Raw genomic sequence first — 20,143 nt, forward strand, 5'->3', positions numbered from 1 at the left:
TCCCTTCAAGTACCAGCATACAAGCGAGCTTGCTCGCGAAGGCGTCCTGTCATTCAAATCTGTTTTTCTGACACACCGCATTCGCGAGCAAGCTCGCTCCCACAGGGATTGGTGATGTTGTTGAGGGAAATGTCTGTAGTTGAAAGCGCCAATTTTTGAAGGGGAAAGTGAAGTTTCAAGTAGGGAAAATCTGATTTTTCAGTCACCCAACCTGCACTAGTTGCCCCTCATGCAGAATCGCCCGCCCTCAATCTGCAGAGAGACATCGGATGTTCGCGCCTGCCAATCAACCGCGTTTCACGTTGACCGTCGAAGGCGCCCAATTTGACCTCAAAGTCCTTGAGTTCACGGGCAAGGAAGCCATCAGCCAACCCTTTCGCTTTGACCTGGAACTGGTCAGTGAACGGCCGGATCTGGATCTGGAAAGCCTGCTGCACTGTCAGGCGTTTCTGAGTTTTGATGAAGGCGGTTCCGGTATCCACGGTCAGATCTATCGGGTCGGGCAGGGGGATTCCGGCAAGCGTCTGACCCGCTACCACGTCAGCCTTGTTCCGCGCCTGGCCTATCTCGGTCACCGGATCAATCAGCGAATCTTCCAGCACCAAAGCGTGCCGCAGATCGTGACGCAGATCCTCAAGGATCACGCGATCCTGCGCGATGCCTTCGAATTTCGCCTCGGCAGCGATTATCCGCCCCGTGAATATTGCGTGCAGTACGCCGAGAGTGATCTCGCCTTCATTCAGCGCCTGTGTGCCGAAGTGGGCATTCATTTCCATTTTCAGCACAGCCCGGACGGGCATCTGATGGTGTTCGGCGACGATCAAACGGTGTTTCCGCGTCTGGCCGAGCCGACCCTGTACCTGCCGGGCAGCGGCATGGCTGCGGCGGCACCGGCGATCAAACGCTTCACCGTCCGCGTGGAAACCCGCACCAGCGTGGTCACCCGGCGTGATTACGACTTCACCAAGCCCCGGCTGGCGCTGCAAAGTCGCGCCGAGAGCGAACAGCGCCCGGTACTCGAGGATTACCACTTTCCTGGCCAGTTCACCGAGCGCGAAACCGGCAGGCAGCAGGCCCAGCGCACGCTTGAGCGACATATCGCCGACTACCGTCAGGCCGAGGGTCGCAGCGATCAATCCTCCTTGGTCAGCGGACATTTCCTGCAACTGACCGAGCATCCGCGCCAGGATTTGAATGACCTCTGGCTGCTGACCGCTATCGAACACCATGGAAGACAGCCGCAAGTGCTGGAGGAATCGGTCACCAGCGATGGCGACGAATTCCAGGGTTACCGTAATACCTTTCTGGCCACGCCGTGGGACGTGTTCTTTCGCCCGCCGATGGGCCCGGAAAAGCCTCGGATGCTCGGCTATCAACCGGCCGTGGTAACCGGCCCGAAAGACAGTGAAATCCATTGCGACGAGTACGGTCGGGTCAAGGTGCAACTGGCCTGGGATCGCGACGGCGAACTGAACGAGCATTCCAGTTGCTGGCTGCGGGTCGCCAGCGGTTGGGCCCATGACCGTTATGGCAGCGTGCTGATTCCGCGGGTCGGCATGGAAGTACTGGTGGGGTTTATTGATTCCGATGCCGACAAACCGTTGGTCATGGGTTGCCTGCCGAACGCCGAAACACCCGTGCCGCTGGACCTGCCGGCCGACAAGACCCGCAGCATTTTCCGCAGTCAGAGCAGTCCGGGTGGTGGCGGTTACAACGAATTGCGCATCGAAGATCGCAAAGGCGCCGAGGAAATCTACCTGCGCGCCCAGCGAAACTGGACCCAGCATGTGCTGAACGATCAGCAGGTGCAGGTGGATAACCAGCGCAGTGTCGTCGTCACCGGTCTCGCCAAGCATGAACATAAAGCCGATGAGCAACGCATCACCCACGGTCAGCGCCAGACCGAAGTGAAGCAGGACGACCACCTCACGGTGGCCGGCGATCGGCACATCCGCGTGAGTAATCAGGCGATCCACGCCAGCGCTCAATTCCACGTCAGCGCCGGCCAGCAAGTGGTGATCGACGGTGGGGCGAGCGCGACGATTCAGGCGGGCGGGCAGTGGATCAACATTGGCCCCGGCGGGATTTTCAGTAGCGTGCCGATTGTGGTGGGTGGTGCGCCGATGGCGGCGATGAGCGCCGCGCCGACCGTGCCGGGGTTGCCGGAAAAACTGGTGGCAGCGCCGGCTGCGATTCTGACTGCCGCGCAAATCATGAGCCTTAAGGGAGACGCGCCGTTCTGTGAAGAATGCGAGCGCTGTAAGGAGGGTGTGTGCCCAACTCCGACTCTGCCCTCGAACAGCTTGACTCACTCCCCAAAGCCTTCGGCCCGGCCAACGCCTTCCAGCGTTGAGCCGGGCTTTCATATTGTTGAACAGGGAATGTCTCGGGCAGCGCTTGAATCAATGTTGTTCCCGCAGCCGGATTCTGCCGTGCTGGATAAATTCCGCAGTCTTAATCCACAACTCACTCAATACGCAAAACCCGGTCAACTTATTGTCCTGAGTGATCCACGTAATACGCAGTGCACGCGCGAAGAAGCCTTATTGATGGAGGCGGCGCAGAAGGTTGATGCGGCGCTGGCGCCAATGAGTGATGCGGAGGCTGAGTTTATGGCGCGGCATCACGGTGAGATTCAGTCGTTTTTATCTCAGGGTTCGACGGCCGTGGGGATCGGCTCGGCGATGTTCAGTAATCATCTGGACAATCTTGGCAAGACGCTGAAAGAGCTGGAGATACTGCATAAGCAAACCTTCGAAAAACACGGAAAACTTCAGGGCGCTGATTTCTTTTCCAGGCGCAAACAGTTGATGGCGCAACTGGATAACAGCCTCAGCCCACTGATGCGCAAAATGGTCGGTTTACCCGACCACCCGGACCTTAGAAGTGCGTTGGGTATTTCCAGTCGCAACTTGGTTCATCACTGGAGAAAAGCTGGCAGTTCCGTCGGAATTCCGGGCTATGCGACGCATATTGAAGGGGTAAGCAAAGCCAGTAAGGTGATGAAATTGGGCGGCTGGATTGGAATTGGTCTGGGCGCGGCTGCTTCAGGAGTCAAGGTAAAAGATACTTGCCAGGCGGGGGCGGCAGAGGCTGCAGAAAGGTAAAAATTACTGAATCAGGGAAATTAGGGGGGAATGTTGCTGGAGGTGCTATGGGGGCTTGGGCGGGAGCCGGTACATGCGTTGTCATCGGTATTGGAACTGCGGGGTTCGGTGGCCTTGCTTGCGGAATTGTATTACCCGGTGTTGGATCATTGGTAGGTGGAGAGGTTGGTGCCGCAGTTGGTGAGTGGGCGGGCGAACTTATATATGAGGTTACGGAGTGAAATTCGGATTGGTAGATCCATACGTTTGGGTCGTGTTGACGCTGGTTGGATTATTTTTGGTTAACTTTTCTTTGATGCTCTACCTCGCATACTTTCGTATGAAAGAGGTGTTGGGACATTTAAGCAATTCTCCCGCAGTGATGCACAGATCACTGAGGTCTGATCGGGGCATCCTTGGTAGGCTTTCATTGCTGGGTTATGTGAGTATGATGCTAACTTTCCCTCATCGCGCCATAAATAAAGGGCTTTTGGATGCCGAGGACTACGAGCAATTTCCAAGGCACCTGAAATTAATAGTTAAGTTCTCCAACTGCTTTATGTGGTCCCTTTCTGCGCTGCTTGCAGTTATGTACGTTTTGTATCGTTGATACTCGCACATGACCAATGAAGAAGAGGTTTTGTTCGTTTTGACTTTTGGCGGAATGTTCTTTGGGTTTGCTTTCATATCTGTTGTCGGTCAGTTCTATCTCGTTCTATTCAGAATGGAGGCGATTTTTCGTTTTCTCAGTAATTCGCAAGGCGTGTTAGTTCGTAAGCCTTTGAGTGGTGGGGTTACAGGTGCTTATTTCATGTTGGCGTGCATCGGCTCGTACCTGCTCATGCCATCTCGGGCAATCAAGGGGGGGGCGTTGGATGAGAGTGACTTACTGAATTTTCCGAAGGGTTTGTTGCGTTTGATTCGCTTTGTGTATTTATCAGCAATTGGAAGCTTCGTAGCGATGGTTGTTTTTTTATTGGTTGCGAACTTTATGGGGTGGCTTGAATGAAATTGAATGGCAGGCAGTTATAGGTTTATGAGAGACGATTCCGTTAGAAATTGGCTTCAAGCCCACCCCGTTGACAGTGCTGAACAACTCTTCGCCATCTTCTGCAATGCGAGCAGTGCCGAGCCGTTCAAAGTTTGGCAACGCTCGAAGTTTGCGTCGGCACCCAGCCCTGTTTGGGCGGAAACGAACTATGCCGAGTGGGATGCGGTGATGCCCTATGTGGGAATCGTCGACGCGGGCAGTGAGTTTCTGGATTGGGTGGCGACCACGGAGTCTCGCGACTGGGGCTGGCTGGCGGTCTCTTCGGCGGGGCTTGAGGCGGTGGTCGAGCACTTTCGCAGTTTGACCCAAGTGCTGATGCCGGACGGGAAAGCGGTGTTCTTCCGGTTTTGGGATGGGCGGTTTTTGTTGCCGATACTTGAGTCGTCCGAAGTGGAGGCCGGGCAATTGCTGCCGGTTCTCACGCGAGGCTTGATCAACGGTCAGGCTGTCGAGATCGGGGGCAGGGCGCGGGTCTCGGGGCGGGAGTTTCCTTGGTGGACGGTGCCGGAAAAGCTGCTGGCGCAATTTGGCGATGAAGCCCGGATCAACAACGCCTTGCAGTGGTTGAGCGAGGAGCAGCCGGCGTTGTTCGAGGCGTTTCCCGCCGATGTCTTGCGCTGCAAGGTTGTCAGATTTTTTGCGGTTACGGCGTCGGACGAATCGTCGGCTTCGGCATTGCTGGACTACTTGCGGGACGAGTCAGAGTGAAATTTCCGGGCAAAGGCTTCGGACGTTTCCTGCGAGTTGCGGCGGTTTGCGTGAACTGGTGGGCGCGGTGGTGCGGGGATAGTCTTTTGGCTGTCACTGCGAGAGTGGTGACAGGGTGTAGGAACCCTTGGAAAACTCGCCGTGCATTCGCTCTGCTCTTTGATTGCGGCACTTGAACGTGCCCATGACATTGTTCGCGGCGGCTGTGCGCGGGAACGCTTCGGCGTAGCTGAGTTTGGTGGGTTCCTCAGTTTCCTACTCTCGCGTACAGCTGCCACCCAAACCTGTAGGAAGGTCGTTGGCAGCTTCACTTAACCTGCCGAGGTGCAATAAATGTCGACGTTAAAACCCGATCCACCGTACGAGCCCTTCATCCCCCACCCCAACAACCGCCTCATGGCGCTGACCAGCAACTGCAACGACATGCCCACACTGTTCATCGACACCCACGCCCCGCTCGATGTGCTGATGGACGCCGCCAACTACCGTATCCGCGCGGTCATCCAGGTTCTCGAAAACATGTGCATGCGCGGCTCGGTCGAATGCGACTCGGTCATCCTCAGCGACTTCGCCCAACTCTGTGTGATTCCGCTGCGTGACGGCTGCGATGTCTTGGATGTGATTGGCAAGCGACTACGCGCCATGCCGTTCTGACTCGATCGTTCCCACGTCGAGGCGTCGAACGGTCCGCGTGGGAATGCTTCCAGGGACGCTCCGCGTTCCAGGCGTCCACCGCAGTTGGGGCTGATACCCCATGCGACGCGGAGCGTCACGGGCTGCATTACCACGCAGAGCGTGGGAACGATCATCAGCACAGCGGGACGCCACTCAGCTGCGAGCCCCTGACTTGCCGCCCGGTAAAAGGTAAACTTCACGGCCCTCGCAGGAGCAGCCATGAATTATCGTCACGCCTTCCATGCCGGCAATCACGCCGATGTGTTCAAACACCTGACCTTGACCCGTCTCATCGCCTTGATGTCGCGCAAGGAGCAGCCGTTTGCCTATCTCGACAGCCACGCCGGCATCGGTCTGTATGACCTGCAGGGCGATCAGGCCAACCGTACCGGCGAGTACCTGGAAGGCATCGCGCGGTTGTGGGATCAACCGGATCTGCCGGCGCTGACCGCCGACTACATGAATGTGCTGCGCGAGATGAACCCGGATGGCCAGTTGCGCTACTACCCGGGTTCGCCGGAGCTGGCGCGGCGTCTGACCCGTTCTCAGGATCGGGTGTTGCTCAACGAGAAGCACCCGGAAGACGGCGTGCTGCTCAAGGACAACATGAAGGGCGACCGTCGTGTGGCCGTGCATCTGGGTGAGGGCTGGCATGTGGCGCGGGCGTTGTTGCCGGTGGCCGAGAAACGCGCGGTGATGCTGATCGATCCGCCGTTCGAGAAACTCGACGAGATGCAGCGTTGCGCGGCCTCCTTGAAAGAAGCGATCTCGCGGATGCGCCAGACCGTGGCGGCCATCTGGTATCCGGTGAAGGACCAGCGCGCATTACGTCGTTTCTATCAGGATCTGGCCGGCACCGGCGCGCCGAAGTTGCTGCGGGTCGAGTTGCTGGTGCATCCGCTGGATACGCCGAACAGCCTGAACGGCTCCGGGCTGGCGATTGCCAATCCGCCGTGGGGGCTGGAGGAAGAATTGCGTGAGCTGCTGCCGTGGCTGTCCAAGAAGCTGGGCCAGACCCAGGGTGGGTGGCAGATGGATTGGTTGATCGCCGAGAGCTGATCGCTGACCGATTGTTCCCACGCTCTGCGTGGGAATGCAGCCCGGGACGCTCCGCGTCCCAACAGCGGACGCAGAGCGTCCATTGAGGCATTCCCACGCGGAGCGTGGGAACGATCAGGCGTAGCGCGGGAGCGATCAGGGCGGGCTTAGTTACCCGCCAGGCTCGGAGGCATGCAAACGCCGGTGCCGCCAATCCCGCAATAGCCTTCCGGATTTTTCGCCAGATACTGCTGGTGATAGGCCTCGGCGAAGTAAACGGTCGGGGCCTGTTCAATCTCGGTGCTGATTTCACCCAGACCCGCCTTCGACAGCTCGGCCTGATATACGGCCTTGCTCTTCAGCGCTGCTTCCAGTTGCTCCGGCGTGGTGGCATAGATCACCGAGCGGTACTGAGTGCCGATGTCATTGCCCTGGCGCATGCCCTGCGTCGGGTTGTGCAATTCCCAGAACATCGCCAGCAGCTCTTCGTAGCTGACCTTGGCCTTGTCAAACACCACCAGAACGACTTCAGCGTGACCGGTCAGGCCCGAGCAGACTTCTTCGTAGGTCGGGTTCGGCGTGTAGCCGCCGGCGTAGCCGACCACGGTGCTGACCACACCTTCGCGCTGCCAGAAGCGACGCTCGGCACCCCAGAAGCAACCCAGACCGAAAATCGCGAAGTCGACGTCTTCGAAAAACGGGCCCAGCAGCGGCGTGTCTTCGAACACAAAGTGTTTTTCAGGCAGGGCCATCGGAGTTTCGCGGCCAGGCAGAGCTTGTTCTTTAGTCGGTAGCACGTTTTTGTTCACCAGAATTTCCGAGCGCAGAACCATGATCGTTCCTCTCAGTCAGGATGGGATGTAAATAAGCAGACCACCAGTGTGCCCAATGATGCCCGTTTTCGCACTATTCAAATGTGGGAGCGAGCTTGCTCGCGAAGGCGGCGATCCATTCAACATTTGCAGTGACTGACCCAGCGCTTTCGCGAGCAAGCTCGCTCCCACAGGGTTGGGGGATTATGGGATTTAGAGGCAGAGCGGGCCGCGCGGGTAGCGCTTGAGTGCCTGGATCAGCTCGCCGCCCGGAATCGGCCGGTCGAACAGATAGCCCTGGCCGACGTCGCAGCGGTGGCGACGCAGGAACGCCAGTTGCTCGGCGGTCTCGATGCCTTCGGCCACGACCTTGAGCTTCAGGTTGTGGGCCATGGCGATCACGGCGGAGGTGATTTCCATGTCGTCCTGGTTGTCCGGGATTTCATGGATGAAGCTGCGATCGATCTTGATGATGTCGATCGGGAATTTTTTCAGGTAGCTGAGCGACGAGTAGCCGGTGCCGAAGTCATCCATCGCCAGGGTCAGGCCCAGGCGCTTGAGCTGATCGAGCTGCAGGTGAGTGTCTTCGGTGGCCTCCAGCAGCAGGCCTTCGGTCAGTTCCAGCTCCAGCAGATTGGCCGGCAGGGCTTCTTCCTTGAGGATGTTGGCGATCGAGGCCACCAGATCCGGGTCGGAGAACTGCTTGGGCGACAGGTTGATCGCCACTTGCAGTTTGCCCATGCCGGCGGCGGTCAGCGCTTTGCTCATGCGGCAGGCCTGGCGGGCGATCCATTTGCCGATCGGAATGATCAGGCCGGTTTCCTCGGCGACGCTGATGAACTGGTCCGGGCGGATCATGCCGCGTTCCGGGTGATTCCAGCGCAGCAGCGCTTCCATGCCCAGCAACCGACCGCTGCGCAGGCACAGCTTGGGTTGATAGAACACGTCCAGCTCGTTCTGGGTCAGGGCGCGGCGCAGGTTGTTCTCGACGAACAGTTTGTAACTGGCTTCGGCGTTCAGCGCTTCGGTGAACACCTGCACCTGATGTTTGCCGTTGGCCTTGGCCTTGTGCAGGGCGAGGCCGGCGTTGCGCATCAGGGTCTGCGGGTCGCGGCCGTGCAGCGGCGCGCAGGCCAGGCCCACGGAGCCGGTGACGCTGATGAGCTGGTTGTCGACGAACATCGGTTTGTCGAGGGTCATCAGCAGCTGGCTGGCGATCTGTTGGCCGGTCTCCAGGTCCGTGTCGTCGAGCAACACCGCGAATTCATTACTGGCGAACCGCGCCAGGCTGCCGCTGGAGCTCAGGCTGTTGCGCAGGCGCCGGGCCAGGCTGATCAACAGTTTGTCGCCGGTCTGGTGACCGAGGCTATCGTTGATCCGCTTGAAGTTGTCGATGTCCACCAGCAGCAGGCTGATCGGGGTATCGCTGTCCCGGGCGAAGCGTTCATCCAGGTTGCGGATAAATGCAGGCCGGTTACCGAGGTTGGTCAGGTTGTCGGTATACGCCAGACGTTCGATACGCTGCTGCGCCAGTTTGGACTGGGTGATGTCTTCGTAGATGCCGATGTAATGCGTCAGCTCACGGTTGTCGCCGTACACCTTGGAGATCGATAACTGGCCCCAGTAGGGTTCGAGGTTTTTCCGGCGGCTCTTGAATTCGCCCTGCCAGCTGTTGCTCTTGGCCAGCGCCGAGGGCGCGTCGAACAACAGTTCGCTGAGGTTTTCCAGGGCCGGCAGCTCCGCCAGGCGCTGGCCGTGGACTTCCTCGGTGGTGTACTGGGTGATCGCGGTGAAGCTCGGGTTGACGTACTCGACCACGCCGTCGCAATTGACCAGCAAAAAGGCGTTGGCGCTTTGCTCGACCGCGCGCTGGAACAAGTGCAGGGCGCTGGTGGCGGTGCGGCGGTTGTGATTGTTGATGACTTGGGCGAACTGGTCGGCCAGTTCACCGGCGAAGGCGATTTCGTCGGACTGCCAGGCGCGGGTGACGCCGGTCTGCTCCAGGCACAGCACGCCGACCACCTGGCCGTCGACGCGGATGCTGGCGTCGAGCATGGCGTTGACGTCACGGGGGCGCAGGGCCTCGGCCATCTCCCGGGTGCGCGGGTCGCGCATCGCGTTGTTCGCGTCGATGGCGCGACTGCTGTGCAGCGCTTCCATGTAATCGGGGAAGCCGCTGACGTCGATGGCCTCCGGCAGAATGTATTCCTGAGTGGCGCGGTGGTAGGCCGAGATCGGCACCAGTTTCTGGCCTTCCAGATTCCACAGGCTGGCGCAGTCGATTTCATAGATGTCGCAGGCGCAGCGTGTGATCAGTTCGGCGGCTTCTTGCAGGGAATTCTGGCTGCTGTAGCGCTGGCGGGCCAGCAACAGGATCAGATCCTGCTGGGCGCGCACCCGCTCCAGATGCTGCAGTTGCTCCTGCTGGGCACGCTGGTTGAGCTCAAGGGCGATTTGCAGGCGCGAGTTCTGGGTTTCCAGGTCGACGGACGGCAGCGCTGGTGCTTCGTCGAACACGTTGTCGACCGCCAGCAGGTAACCGCGCAGCAAGTGACGGTTGTGCTGTTTGTAGGCCTCACCGAGTTCAAGAATGCTCAGGGCGCCGGCGGCGGTGTGCAGGGTGTAGCGCACCAGATAATGCGGACTTTGGCCGAGTTGCTGCTGGATCGTGTCATGCAGCTGATAGCGCGCTTCGGGCTCCATCAGGCTGGCGTAGGGCGAGCCGACCAGGGCGCAGAGTTCGACGGCGGGCTGGCCGAACTGACGTTCGCAGTTGGGATCGAGAAACAGCATCGCCCAGCTGGCTTCATTCAAGCGCTCGAAACGCAGCATGCCGAGCCGCGAGGGCACAGGCAACTGCGTCACTACCTCGGCCACCATACGGCTGGCGGCATCGGGTTGGCTCTTCATGAAGGGAACTCGCTTGGAAATTTGCTGAACGCGCCGGGCTCTCGCCCTCTTTACTGTTGCCTGCGGCAAGGTTGCATCATTGCGGCACTGACTGACAAGAGACATGAAGGCCAAGTGCTATAAGAATATGTCGGCTGCAGTGAACATTTCTCCAGCGCTTGCCGGAAACTAATGCTTTCAAGCGTGGTGATGCCCGTTCCAGAGCCTTCTGGCATCCGGAACGGTCGTTGCCGCTGGATTCACCGCAACGGAATATCGATCGATTGCAGAGGCTTGCCATCGCGGTCGTGGTAGTTGACCTGGATCCGCCCGGCCTCGACCACCATGTGCGCGAAGTTGTCCTGGCTGATGACCTGACTGGTCAGCGCGTGCCGGTATTCGCCTGACTCGGTCTGTGCCAGTGGCGAGTCGAGCCTGAAGGTCGCGGCGGTGGCGTAGGGCAGCAGTTTGCTGTTGCTCAGCGGCGAGGAAACGACGGTGTGTACTTCAAAGTCCGGGTCTTCGCTGTGGCTCAGGCGACTGGTCAGCGAACCATGCACATCGCCGGAAATGAACACAACGTTTTTGAGCCGATGCTTGCGGATGGTCTCCAGCAGGCGCAGGCGCTGTTCGGGGAAGCCCGCCCAGGCATCGTTGCCGTTCAGTTTGCGGTCGGGGTAGAACATGACGCTGGTGACCACGAACTTGACCCGCGCCGGGCTGTCGACCAGCCACTTGCACAAGGCCTGTTCCTGTTCTTCATCGAGGATGCGGCGGTTGTCGTTCGACAAGTTGCGGCGAGTTCGGCTGTCCGTTACAAACCATTCGATATCGCCGTCACTGAATTGATACCAGTAGTGCGTCAGAGAGGTTCGATCGATAGTGCCGTTAGTTGTTGTTGAACAGATCGGGCTATGGCTGGCTTGATAAATATCGTAAGCCGCCATTGCATTGCGATAGAGAGTTTCATCGGACTTGTTGGCGTTCATGGGCCAGTTATCTTCTATTTCATGATCATCAAGAATCATGTAAGTCGAAGTCTCCGACATCAGTCGTCGAATATTGGGCAGGGAAAACGCCGCACGATACTTTGCAATGATCTCGTCATAGTCGCGGTCAGGAGCGAGCAGGTTCAAATCATCGGCGTAGATCTGATCGCCACACATCATGATTGCGCTGACTGCCGGTTGTGCTCCCTCGATCAATTGGCTGATGGACGCGAAGATCCGGTCGCCCAGATGCGGGAGGACAGGGATGCCGGAGGTCATGCGCAGGTAGCGACAGGAACCAAGGATGTAGGCACGCGGCTGTAACGGCTGATGGCTGCGGGTGCGCAGGCGATACGTTTCTCGTGGCCATTGCAGCGGCAGCTCCGCCACGCTGTGGACGGTGTGGACGGGGCTCATCGGGCTGAACCAGCCGGTCTGGTATTCATATTCGGTGTCGGCTTGCAAATGATCGAGTACCAGCACCTCAGTCATGTCGCGAGTTGAATCAAGCTTTACAAACCGGCCCGTTTGCCATTGTTTGGAATCCAATGGCCGGTAACGAATGCCGGCAAATACGGCCGTGTTATGTTGCAGTCCGCCGCGAATAAAGATTCGCGCCTGATGAGTTGTTGTGTGGCCAACGATCGGGCCGACAGTAGGTTTCAGCATGTTCGAATCCATTCGAATAGAAGTTGGTGATGAACAAAGTTGCCCCGTTTTATTGGTGCAACTTTAATACGCCAAGGTTAGTTGCCTGTTGCTGAAAAATATCAACAGGAAGTGGACTTGAGGTGTGGCTTATATCAGCACGAGTTGTGGGAAAAAGTTCGGGCGGAAGTTATTTCAGGCAAAAAAAAGCCCCGCCAAACTGACGGGGTTGAGGTACGAGCGTGTGGCGCTCGAAAACGTGGGACACGGTCGGCCCTCCGTTGCCGGAGGGCCGAGCGCTTTACAGCAGGATGGTGCGGATGTCCGCCAGCAGGTCGCTCAGACGCTTGGTGAAGCGTGCGGCAGCGGCGCCGTTGATCACACGGTGATCGTAGGACAGCGACAGTGGCAGCATCAGTTTCGGCTGGAAGGCTTTGCCGTCCCAGACTGGCTGGATGGTTGCCTTGGAAACACCGAGGATCGCCACTTCCGGCGCGTTGACGATCGGCGTGAAACCGGTGCCGCCAATGTGGCCGAGGCTGGAAATGGTGAAGCAGGCGCCTTGCATCTCGTCCGACGAGAGCTTCTTGGTCCGGGCTTTCTCAGCCAGGGAAGCGGCCTCGGCGGCCAGTTGCAGCAGGCTCTTCTGGTCGACGTTCTTGATGACCGGTACCAGCAGGCCATCCGGGGTGTCGACGGCGAAGCCGATGTTCACGTATTTCTTGCGGATGATCGCCTTGCCGCTTGGGGCCAGCGAGCTGTTGAAGTCCGGCAGTTCCTTGAGCAGGTGGGCGCAGGACTTGAGCAGCAGCGGCAGGATGGTCAGCTTGACGCCGGCCTTCTCTGCGACAGCTTTCTGTGCGGTGCGGAACGCTTCCAGCTCGGTGATATCCGCCGAGTCGAATTGCGTCACGTGCGGCACGTTCAGCCAGCTGCGGTGCAGGTTGGCAGCGCCGACCTGCATCAGGCGGGTCATCGGCACTTCTTCGATTTCGCCGAAGCGGCTGAAGTCGACGGCCGGAATCGGCGGGATGCCCGCGCCACCGGTTGCGCCAGCGGCAGCGGCCGGTGCTTCCTTGGCCTTCTGCATCATGGCTTTGACGTATGTCTGAACGTCTTCTTTCAGGATGCGACCGTGCGGACCGCTGGCGCCGACAGCGCTCAGCTCGACGCCGAATTCGCGAGCCAGTTGACGCACGGCAGGGCCGGCGTGAACTTTCGCACCCGGCTTGGCTGGAGCAGCAACCGGAGCGGCGGCAGCAGGTGCAGCGGCAGCCGGAGCAGCAGCGGCTGGCGCCGGAGCGCTCGGAGCAGCGGCGGCAGCTGGAGCCGGGGCAGCAGCCGGAGCGGCGCCTTTGACTTTCAGCTTGAGGATCAGATCGCCGGTGCCGACTTCGTCGTCCAGCTTGATGGAAACGCTTTCCACCACGCCAGCGGCAGGCGACGGGATTTCCATGCTCGCCTTGTCGGATTCCAGGGTGATCAGCGACTGATAGGCTTCAACGCTGTCGCCAGCCTTGACCAATACTTCGATGATCTTGGCCTTGCCGGCCGAACCGATGTCCGGAACGTGGATGTCCTGAACGCTGTCGGCAACCGGTGCGGCTGGCGCGGCGGCAGGCGCCGGCGCTGCGGCAGCGGCTGGAGCAGCAGCCTGGGCCGGAGCGGCGGCAGCAGGGGCCGCAGCACCCGCCACTTCCAGATCCAGAATCAGGTCGCCAGTGCCGACTTCGTCGTTCAACTTGACGCTGATGGCCTTGACCACGCCAGCGGCAGGCGACGGGATTTCCATGCTGGCCTTGTCGGATTCCAGGGTGATCAGCGACTGATCAGCCTCGACCTTGTCGCCGACCTTGACCTGGATCTCGATGATCTGGGCCTTGCCCGACGAACCGATGTCCGGCACGTGCACTTGTTGAACCGAAGCGGCAGCAGGGGCAGCGGCTGGCGCGGCAGCAGGCGCGGCAGCCGGTGCAGCTTCAGCCTTGGCAGCAGGAGCGGCAGCCGGAGCAGGGGCCGCTTGCGCGGCGCCCTCGACTTCCAGTTCCAGCAGTTCGTCGCCTTCTTTCAGGCGATCACCCAGCTTCACTTTCAGGCTCTTGATGACACCGGCCTTCGGGGCCGGCACTTCCATGCTGGCCTTGTCCGATTCCAGAGTCAGGATGCTCTGGTCGGCTTCGATACGGTCGCCGACCTTCACAAACAGTTCGATTACTTCACCTTCACCGCTGCCGATGTCAGGTACGCGAATGAGTTCGCTCACAGAGTTTCTCCTCAGCAGTCCAGTGGGTTGCGTTTTTCCGGGTCGATACCGAACTTGGTAATGGCCTCGGCCACGACTTTAGGTTCGATATCACCACGGTCAGCCAGTGCTTCCAGGGCTGCCAACACCACGAAATGACGGTCGACTTCGAAGAAATGACGCAGTTTCTTGCGGCTGTCGCTGCGGCCGAAACCGTCGGTGCCCAGGACTTTGAATTCCTTGGACGGTACCCACTGACGGATCTGCTCGGCGAACAGTTTCATGTAGTCGGTAGAGGCGATGACCGGACCTTTACGGCCGCTCAGGCACTCTTCGACGTAGCTGCGCTTAGGCTTCTGGCCTGGTTTCAGACGGTTGCTGCGCTCTACGGCCAGCCCGTCGCGACGCAGTTCGTTGAAGCTGGTAACGCTCCATACGTCGGCACCGATGTTGAACTCTTCACGCAGGATCTTCGCCGCTTCACGGACTTCACGCAGGATGGTACCGGAGCCCATCAGCTGTACGTGGTGCGCCGCGTCGCGGGTGTCTTCTTCGAGCAGGTACATGCCTTTCTTGATGCCTTCTTCGGCACCGGCCGGCATGGCTGGCTGCTGGTACGACTCGTTCATCACGGTGATGTAATAGAAGATGTCCTGTTGCTCTTCGGTCATCTTCTTCATGCCGTCCTGAATGATCACCGCCAGCTCGTAGCCGTAGGTCGGATCGTAGGTGCGGCAGTTCGGGATGGTGGCAGCCAGCAGGTGGCTGTGACCGTCTTCGTGCTGCAGGCCTTCACCGTTCAGGGTGGTGCGGCCGGCGGTGCCGCCGATCAGGAAGCCACGGGTGCGGCTGTCGCCGGCAGCCCAGGCCAGGTCGCCGATACGCTGGAAGCCGAACATCGAGTAGAAGATGTAGAACGGCAGCATTGGCTGGTTGTGGCTGGAGTACGAAGTACCGGCAGCGATGAAGGAGCTCATGGCGCCCGCTTCGTTGATGCCTTCTTCAAGGATCTGACCTTTCTGGTCTTCCTTGTAGAACATCACCTGGTCTTTATCGACTGGCTCGTAGAGCTGGCCGACGGACGAGTAGATGCCCAGCTGACGGAACATGCCTTCCATGCCGAAGGTACGGGCTTCGTCCGGGATGATCGGAACGATGCGCGGGCCGATTTCCTTGTCCTTGACCAGCTGGGCGAGGATCCGCACGAAGGCCATGGTGGTGGAAATTTCGCGGTCGCCGGAACCGTCGAGGATTGCCTTGAGGGTGTCCAGGTCCGGAGTCGGCACACTGAAGCTCTGCGCACGACGCTGCGGAACGAAACCGCCCAGTGCGGCACGACGCTCGGCCAGATAACGGGCTTCGGCGCTGCCTTCTTCCGGCTTGAAGAACGGCAGGTGTTCCAGGTCGGCATCCTTGACCGGGATGTCGAAACGGTCACGGAAGTGTTTCAGGCTTTCGACGTCGACTTTCTTGGTGTTGTGCGCGGTGTTTTTCGCTTCGCCGGCACCGGTGCCATAACCCTTGATGGTCTTGGCCAGAATGACGGTAGGCTGGTCCTTGTGGTTGACCGCCTGGTGGTACGCCGCGTAGACCTTGTACGGGTCGTGGCCGCCACGGTTGAGTTTCCAGATCTCGTCGTCGGACAGGTCGGCAACCATCGCCTTGAGTTCAGGCGTGTTGAAGAAGTGCTCGCGAACGAACGCGCCGTCTTTGGCCTTGTAGTTCTGGTACTCGCCGTCGATGACTTCGTCCATGCGACGTTGCAGGATGCCGTCGACGTCCTTGGCCAGCAGTGGGTCCCAGAAACGGCCCCAGATGACTTTGTTGACGTTCCACTGGGCACCGCGGAACACGCCTTCGAGTTCCTGGATGATCTTGCCGTTGCCGCGAACCGGGCCGTCGAGGCGCTGCAGGTTGCAGTTGATGACGAAGATCAGGTTGTCCAGCTTCTCGCGGCCGGCCAGGGAGATGGCGCCCAGGGATTCCGGCTCGTCGCACTCGCCGTCGCCCAGGAAGCACCAGACTTTCTGTTTGCCCGGCTGGATGAAACCGCGGTGTTCCAGGTACTTCATGAAGCGAGCCTGGTAGATCGCCTGGATCGGGCCCAGACCCATCGAAACGGTCGGGAACTGCCAGAAGTCAGGCATCAGCCAAGGGTGCGGGTAGGACGACAGGCCCTGACCGTCGACTTCCTGGCGGAAGTTGTTCATCTGGTCTTCGGTGATGCGGCCTTCCATGAACGCACGGGCGTAAACGCCTGGCGAGGTATGGCCCTGGAAGTAGATCAGGTCGCCGCCGTGTTCATCGGTCGGGGCCTGGAAGAAGTAGTTGAAGCCGATGTCGTACAGGGTCGCACTGGAAGCGAAGCTGGAGATGTGACCACCCAGGTCAGAATCTTTCAGGTTCGTACGCATTACCATGGCCATCGCGTTCCAGCGTACCAGCGAGCGAATGCGGCGTTCCATGAACAGGTCGCCAGGCATGCGTGCTTCGTGGGTAACGGGGATCGTGTTGCGGTAAGGCGTGGTGATGGCGTAAGGGAGCTGCGAACCGCTGCGGGTCGCCAGTTCACCCATACGGGTCATCAGATAGTGAGCACGGTCTTCGCCTTCTTTGTCGAGAACCGATTCCAGGGCGTCCAGCCATTCCTGGGTTTCGACGGGATCGAGGTCTTGCATGGCTTGCTCCAGGGCGGAAAGGCTTCCAGAATCGGTTGCCTGAGTTTGCGACTGGCCTTGTGGGCAGACGATTTAAAATTCTTGGATTGCCGACAGGTTGTTCCGGCGGCGTGTAGTTTTACTACAAATCATCCGGCATTTCAGCCTTTCGAATGTATAGACGAGTAGTAAAACTACAGATGAAAGGCTTGTGGCCTCCGACTGCGTTGTGAGAATAATCGTTAAGGTTGGTCTTTAGCCATCCGAAAAAGGTGAAAGTTTGATGTTGGCTGCCAAAGAAAAAGAAATTTCAGCTATTTCTCACTTTTGTTCGACAGTCCTTCGCGTAGCGGTTTTTCAATCATCACTACAAGCGGCCATTTACACGCCGATCAAGGATAGACCATGACCCTGCCCGCGCTTGCCGAACTGCCCGCCATTCTCCTGCCGTTGGTCAGCCGATCGGAGCAGTCGTTCCGTGCGGCTGTCGGTCAGCTGGAAGACGATCACGGCTTCTCGTCCTGGACGCCGGAACGCTGGGCGCAGTTCGCCCGCGTCAGCGCCGCCAGCGATTTTGTCATTGAACAGAGCGTTCGTGACCCTTTGATGTTGTTGTCGCTGGTGCAGTCCGGCGAGCTGGACCGGCCGTTCGCCCCCGGCGAGTTGTGCGGGCAGATTGCGGCTGCGGTCAGCAGCGCACAGACCGAAGATGAACTGGGCCGCGTCCTGCGCCGTCAGCGCACCCGGCATCAGGTGCGGATCATCTGGCGCGATCTCAATCGCCAGGCCGATCTGGTGCAGACCTGCCGCGACCTCTCGGACATGGCCGACGCCAGCATCGATCAAGCCTATCAATGGTTGTACCGCCGCCATTGCGACCAGTTCGGCACGCCGACCGGCCGGCGCAGCGGCGAACCGCAGCAGATGGTCATCCTCGGCATGGGCAAGCTTGGCGCGGTCGAGCTGAACCTGTCTTCGGACATTGACTTGATCTTCGCCTACCCCGAAGGCGGCGAAACCGTCGGCGTCAAGCGCCCGCTGGATAATCAGGAGTTTTTCATCCGTCTCGGCCAGCGCCTGATCAAGGCTCTCGACCCGATCACCGTCGACGGTTTCGTGTTCCGCGTCGACATGCGCCTGCGCCCGTACGGCTCGTCCGGCGCGCTGGTGCTGAGCTTCAATGCACTGGAGCAGTATTACCAGGACCAAGGCCGCGACTGGGAACGCTACGCGATGATCAAGTCGCGGGTGGTGGCTGGCGATCAGGTGGCGGGTGAGCAGTTGCAGGAGATGCTGCGGCCGTTCGTTTACCGTCGCTATCTGGACTTCTCGGCGATCGAAGCGCTGCGCACCATGAAGCAGTTGATCCAGCAGGAAGTGCGGCGCAAGAGCATGGCCGACAACATCAAGCTTGGCTCCGGCGGTATCCGTGAGGTCGAGTTCATTGCCCAGGCCTTTCAACTGATTCACGGCGGACGCGACCTGAGTCTGCAACAGCGGCCTCTATTAAAGGTGTTGGGCACGCTCGAAGGGCAGGGCTATCTGCCGCCGGCGGTGATCAGCGAACTGCGCGAAGGTTACGAATTCCTGCGTTACACCGAACACGCGATCCAGGCGATTGCCGACCGTCAGACCCAGATGCTGCCGGACAGCGCTCAGGATCAAGCGCGTATCGCGTTCATGCTCGGGTTCGCCGACTGGGAGGCGTTCCACGAGAAGCTGATGTTCTGGCGCGGCCGCGTGGCCTGGCACTTCGCGCAAGTGATCGCCGATCCCGATGAGGACGAAGGTGCCGAGAGCGAAGTGGTGGTCGGCGGTGAATGGCTGCCGCTGTGGGAAGAGGCTCAGGACGAAGAGGCGGCCTGTCGCCAGCTGGAAGAGGGCGGTTTCGCCGACGCAACCAAGGCCTTGAAAGCATTGGCGAGCCTGCGTGCCAGCCCGCAGTTGCGGGCGATGCAACGTCTGGGGCGCGAGCGTCTCGATGCCTTTATTCCGCGCCTGCTGGCTCAGGCGGTGGAACACGAAAGTCCCGATCTGGTGCTGGAGCGCGTTCTGCCGCTGGTCGAGGCCGTGGCCCGGCGCTCGGCTTATTTGGTCTTGCTGACGGAAAACCCCGGTGCGCTGCGTCGCTTGCTGACGCTATGTGCCGCGAGCCCGTGGATCGCCGAGCAAATCACCCGTTTCCCGCTGTTGCTCGATGAACTGCTCAACGAAGGTCGCCTGTTCAAGCCGCCGCTGGCGCCGGAACTGGCCGCCGAATTGCGCGAGCGCCTGACCCGGATTCCGGAAGACGACCTCGAACAACAGATGGAAGCCCTGCGTCATTTCAAACTGGCGCACCGCTTGCGCGTCGCCGCCTCGGAAATCGCCGGCAGCCTGCCGTTGATGAAAGTCAGCGATTACCTGACCTGGCTGGCCGAGGCAATTCTGGAGCAAGTGCTGGCCCTGGCCTGGCGCCAGACCGTGGCCAAGTACGGCACGCCGCTGCGCACCGATGGCACGCTGTGCGATCCCGGCTTCATCATTGTCGGTTATGGGAAAGTCGGCGGGATCGAGTTGGGGCATGGTTCGGATCTGGATCTGGTGTTCATCCACGATGGCGACCAGCAGGCCGAAACCGATGGGCCGAAGCCCATCGATGGCACGCAGTTCTTCACCCGGCTCGGCCAGCGGATCATCCACCTGCTGACGGCGCAGACCAACTCCGGTCAGTTGTACGAAGTGGACATGCGCCTGCGTCCTTCCGGGGCGTCGGGGCTGCTGGTCAGTTCGCTCGGCGCGTTTGCGCGCTATCAGGAAAATGAAGCCTGGACCTGGGAGCATCAGGCCCTGGTGCGGGCGCGGGTGCTGGTAGGCAGCAAGGATGTCGGGCAGGCCTTCGAGAACGTCCGGGCCCAGGTGCTGGGCAAGGCGCGGGATCTGACGAAACTGCAACAGGAAGTGAGCGAGATGCGTGCCAAGATGCGCGACAACCTCGGCAGCAAGAGCACCGCTGCCGGCACCGGGGCGAATGCCTTCGAGGCCACGGCGCCGTTCGACCTCAAGCAGGACGCCGGAGGTATCGTCGATATTGAATTTATGGTGCAATACGCGGCCCTGGCGTGGTCGCAGACCCACCCGCCGTTGCTGCGCTGGACGGACAATATCCGCATTCTGGAAGAGCTGGAGCACGAGGGGCTGATGCCTGCCGAAGACGCCAGCCTGTTGCGCGAGGCCTACAAGGCGTATCGTTCCGCCGCCCACCGGCAGGCCTTGCAGAAGGACGCCGGGGTGATACCGGGCGATCAGTTCGCGGACGAACGGCGGCAGGTGATGCGGATCTGGCATGAGCTGGGGCTAAGCTGATTC

Annotated in this window: 10 protein-coding genes and 1 pseudogene; 6 read left to right on the plus strand and 5 right to left on the minus strand. The window is 59.8% G+C overall.

What is annotated here, in order from left to right:
* Positions 1–269 precede the first annotated feature (269 nt).
* The 5 genes and pseudogenes from I5961_RS02310 to I5961_RS02330 all read left to right on the plus strand — a co-directional run.
* Positions 270–2,276, plus strand: a pseudogene (locus I5961_RS02310) (type VI secretion system tip protein VgrG); the annotation flags it as partial.
* A gap of 1,429 nt (positions 2,277–3,705) precedes the next feature.
* Entirely contained in the window at positions 3,706–4,095 is a 390-nt protein-coding gene (locus I5961_RS02315) for a hypothetical protein (protein WP_227234213.1), read from the plus strand.
* Positions 4,096–4,122: 27 nt separating this feature from the next.
* The gene (locus I5961_RS02320; RefSeq protein ID WP_227234215.1) at positions 4,123–4,845 is read left to right on the plus strand and encodes a DUF4123 domain-containing protein; all 723 of its coding nucleotides are present in this window, start codon (positions 4,123–4,125) and stop codon (positions 4,843–4,845) included.
* 333 nt (positions 4,846–5,178) lie between these two features.
* A complete protein-coding gene (locus I5961_RS02325; protein ID WP_227234216.1) occupies positions 5,179–5,499 on the plus strand; it encodes a hypothetical protein in 321 nt (106 codons plus the stop codon).
* Positions 5,500–5,739: 240 nt separating this feature from the next.
* Positions 5,740–6,579 carry a 23S rRNA (adenine(2030)-N(6))-methyltransferase RlmJ gene (locus I5961_RS02330; protein ID WP_085701073.1) on the plus strand — a complete coding sequence of 280 codons (840 nt, stop codon included), beginning with the start codon at positions 5,740–5,742 and terminating at the stop codon, positions 6,577–6,579.
* A gap of 146 nt (positions 6,580–6,725) precedes the next feature.
* On the opposite strand, the gene msrA is transcribed toward I5961_RS02330, so the two are convergent.
* The 5 genes from msrA to aceE form a co-directional block, all read right to left on the minus strand.
* Positions 6,726–7,391: a peptide-methionine (S)-S-oxide reductase MsrA gene (gene msrA, locus I5961_RS02335; RefSeq protein WP_227234218.1), complete on the minus strand. Its 666-nt coding sequence runs from the start codon at positions 7,389–7,391 to the stop codon at positions 6,726–6,728.
* A gap of 192 nt (positions 7,392–7,583) precedes the next feature.
* Positions 7,584–10,280, minus strand: a complete 2,697-nt coding sequence (locus I5961_RS02340; RefSeq protein WP_085701071.1) for a putative bifunctional diguanylate cyclase/phosphodiesterase — start codon at positions 10,278–10,280, stop codon at positions 7,584–7,586.
* Between the two features lie 239 nt (positions 10,281–10,519).
* Positions 10,520–11,917: an alkaline phosphatase D family protein gene (locus I5961_RS02345; protein ID WP_227234219.1), complete on the minus strand. Its 1,398-nt coding sequence runs from the start codon at positions 11,915–11,917 to the stop codon at positions 10,520–10,522.
* Positions 11,918–12,197: 280 nt separating this feature from the next.
* Positions 12,198–14,159, minus strand: a complete 1,962-nt coding sequence (gene aceF, locus I5961_RS02350) for a dihydrolipoyllysine-residue acetyltransferase (protein WP_227234221.1) — start codon at positions 14,157–14,159, stop codon at positions 12,198–12,200.
* Positions 14,160–14,170: 11 nt separating this feature from the next.
* Positions 14,171–16,816, minus strand: a complete 2,646-nt coding sequence (gene aceE, locus I5961_RS02355) for a pyruvate dehydrogenase (acetyl-transferring), homodimeric type (RefSeq protein ID WP_085701068.1) — start codon at positions 16,814–16,816, stop codon at positions 14,171–14,173.
* Positions 16,817–17,200: 384 nt separating this feature from the next.
* On the opposite strand from aceE, the gene glnE reads away from it, so the two are divergent.
* Complete coding sequence (gene glnE / locus I5961_RS02360) at positions 17,201–20,140, plus strand: bifunctional [glutamate--ammonia ligase]-adenylyl-L-tyrosine phosphorylase/[glutamate--ammonia-ligase] adenylyltransferase (protein WP_227234223.1); 2,940 nt, start codon at positions 17,201–17,203, stop codon at positions 20,138–20,140.
* Positions 20,141–20,143: the final 3 nt, after the last annotated feature.

Origin of the sequence: Pseudomonas sp. IAC-BECa141 (assembly GCF_020544405.1) — a bacterium.
GTDB lineage: Bacteria > Pseudomonadota > Gammaproteobacteria > Pseudomonadales > Pseudomonadaceae > Aquipseudomonas.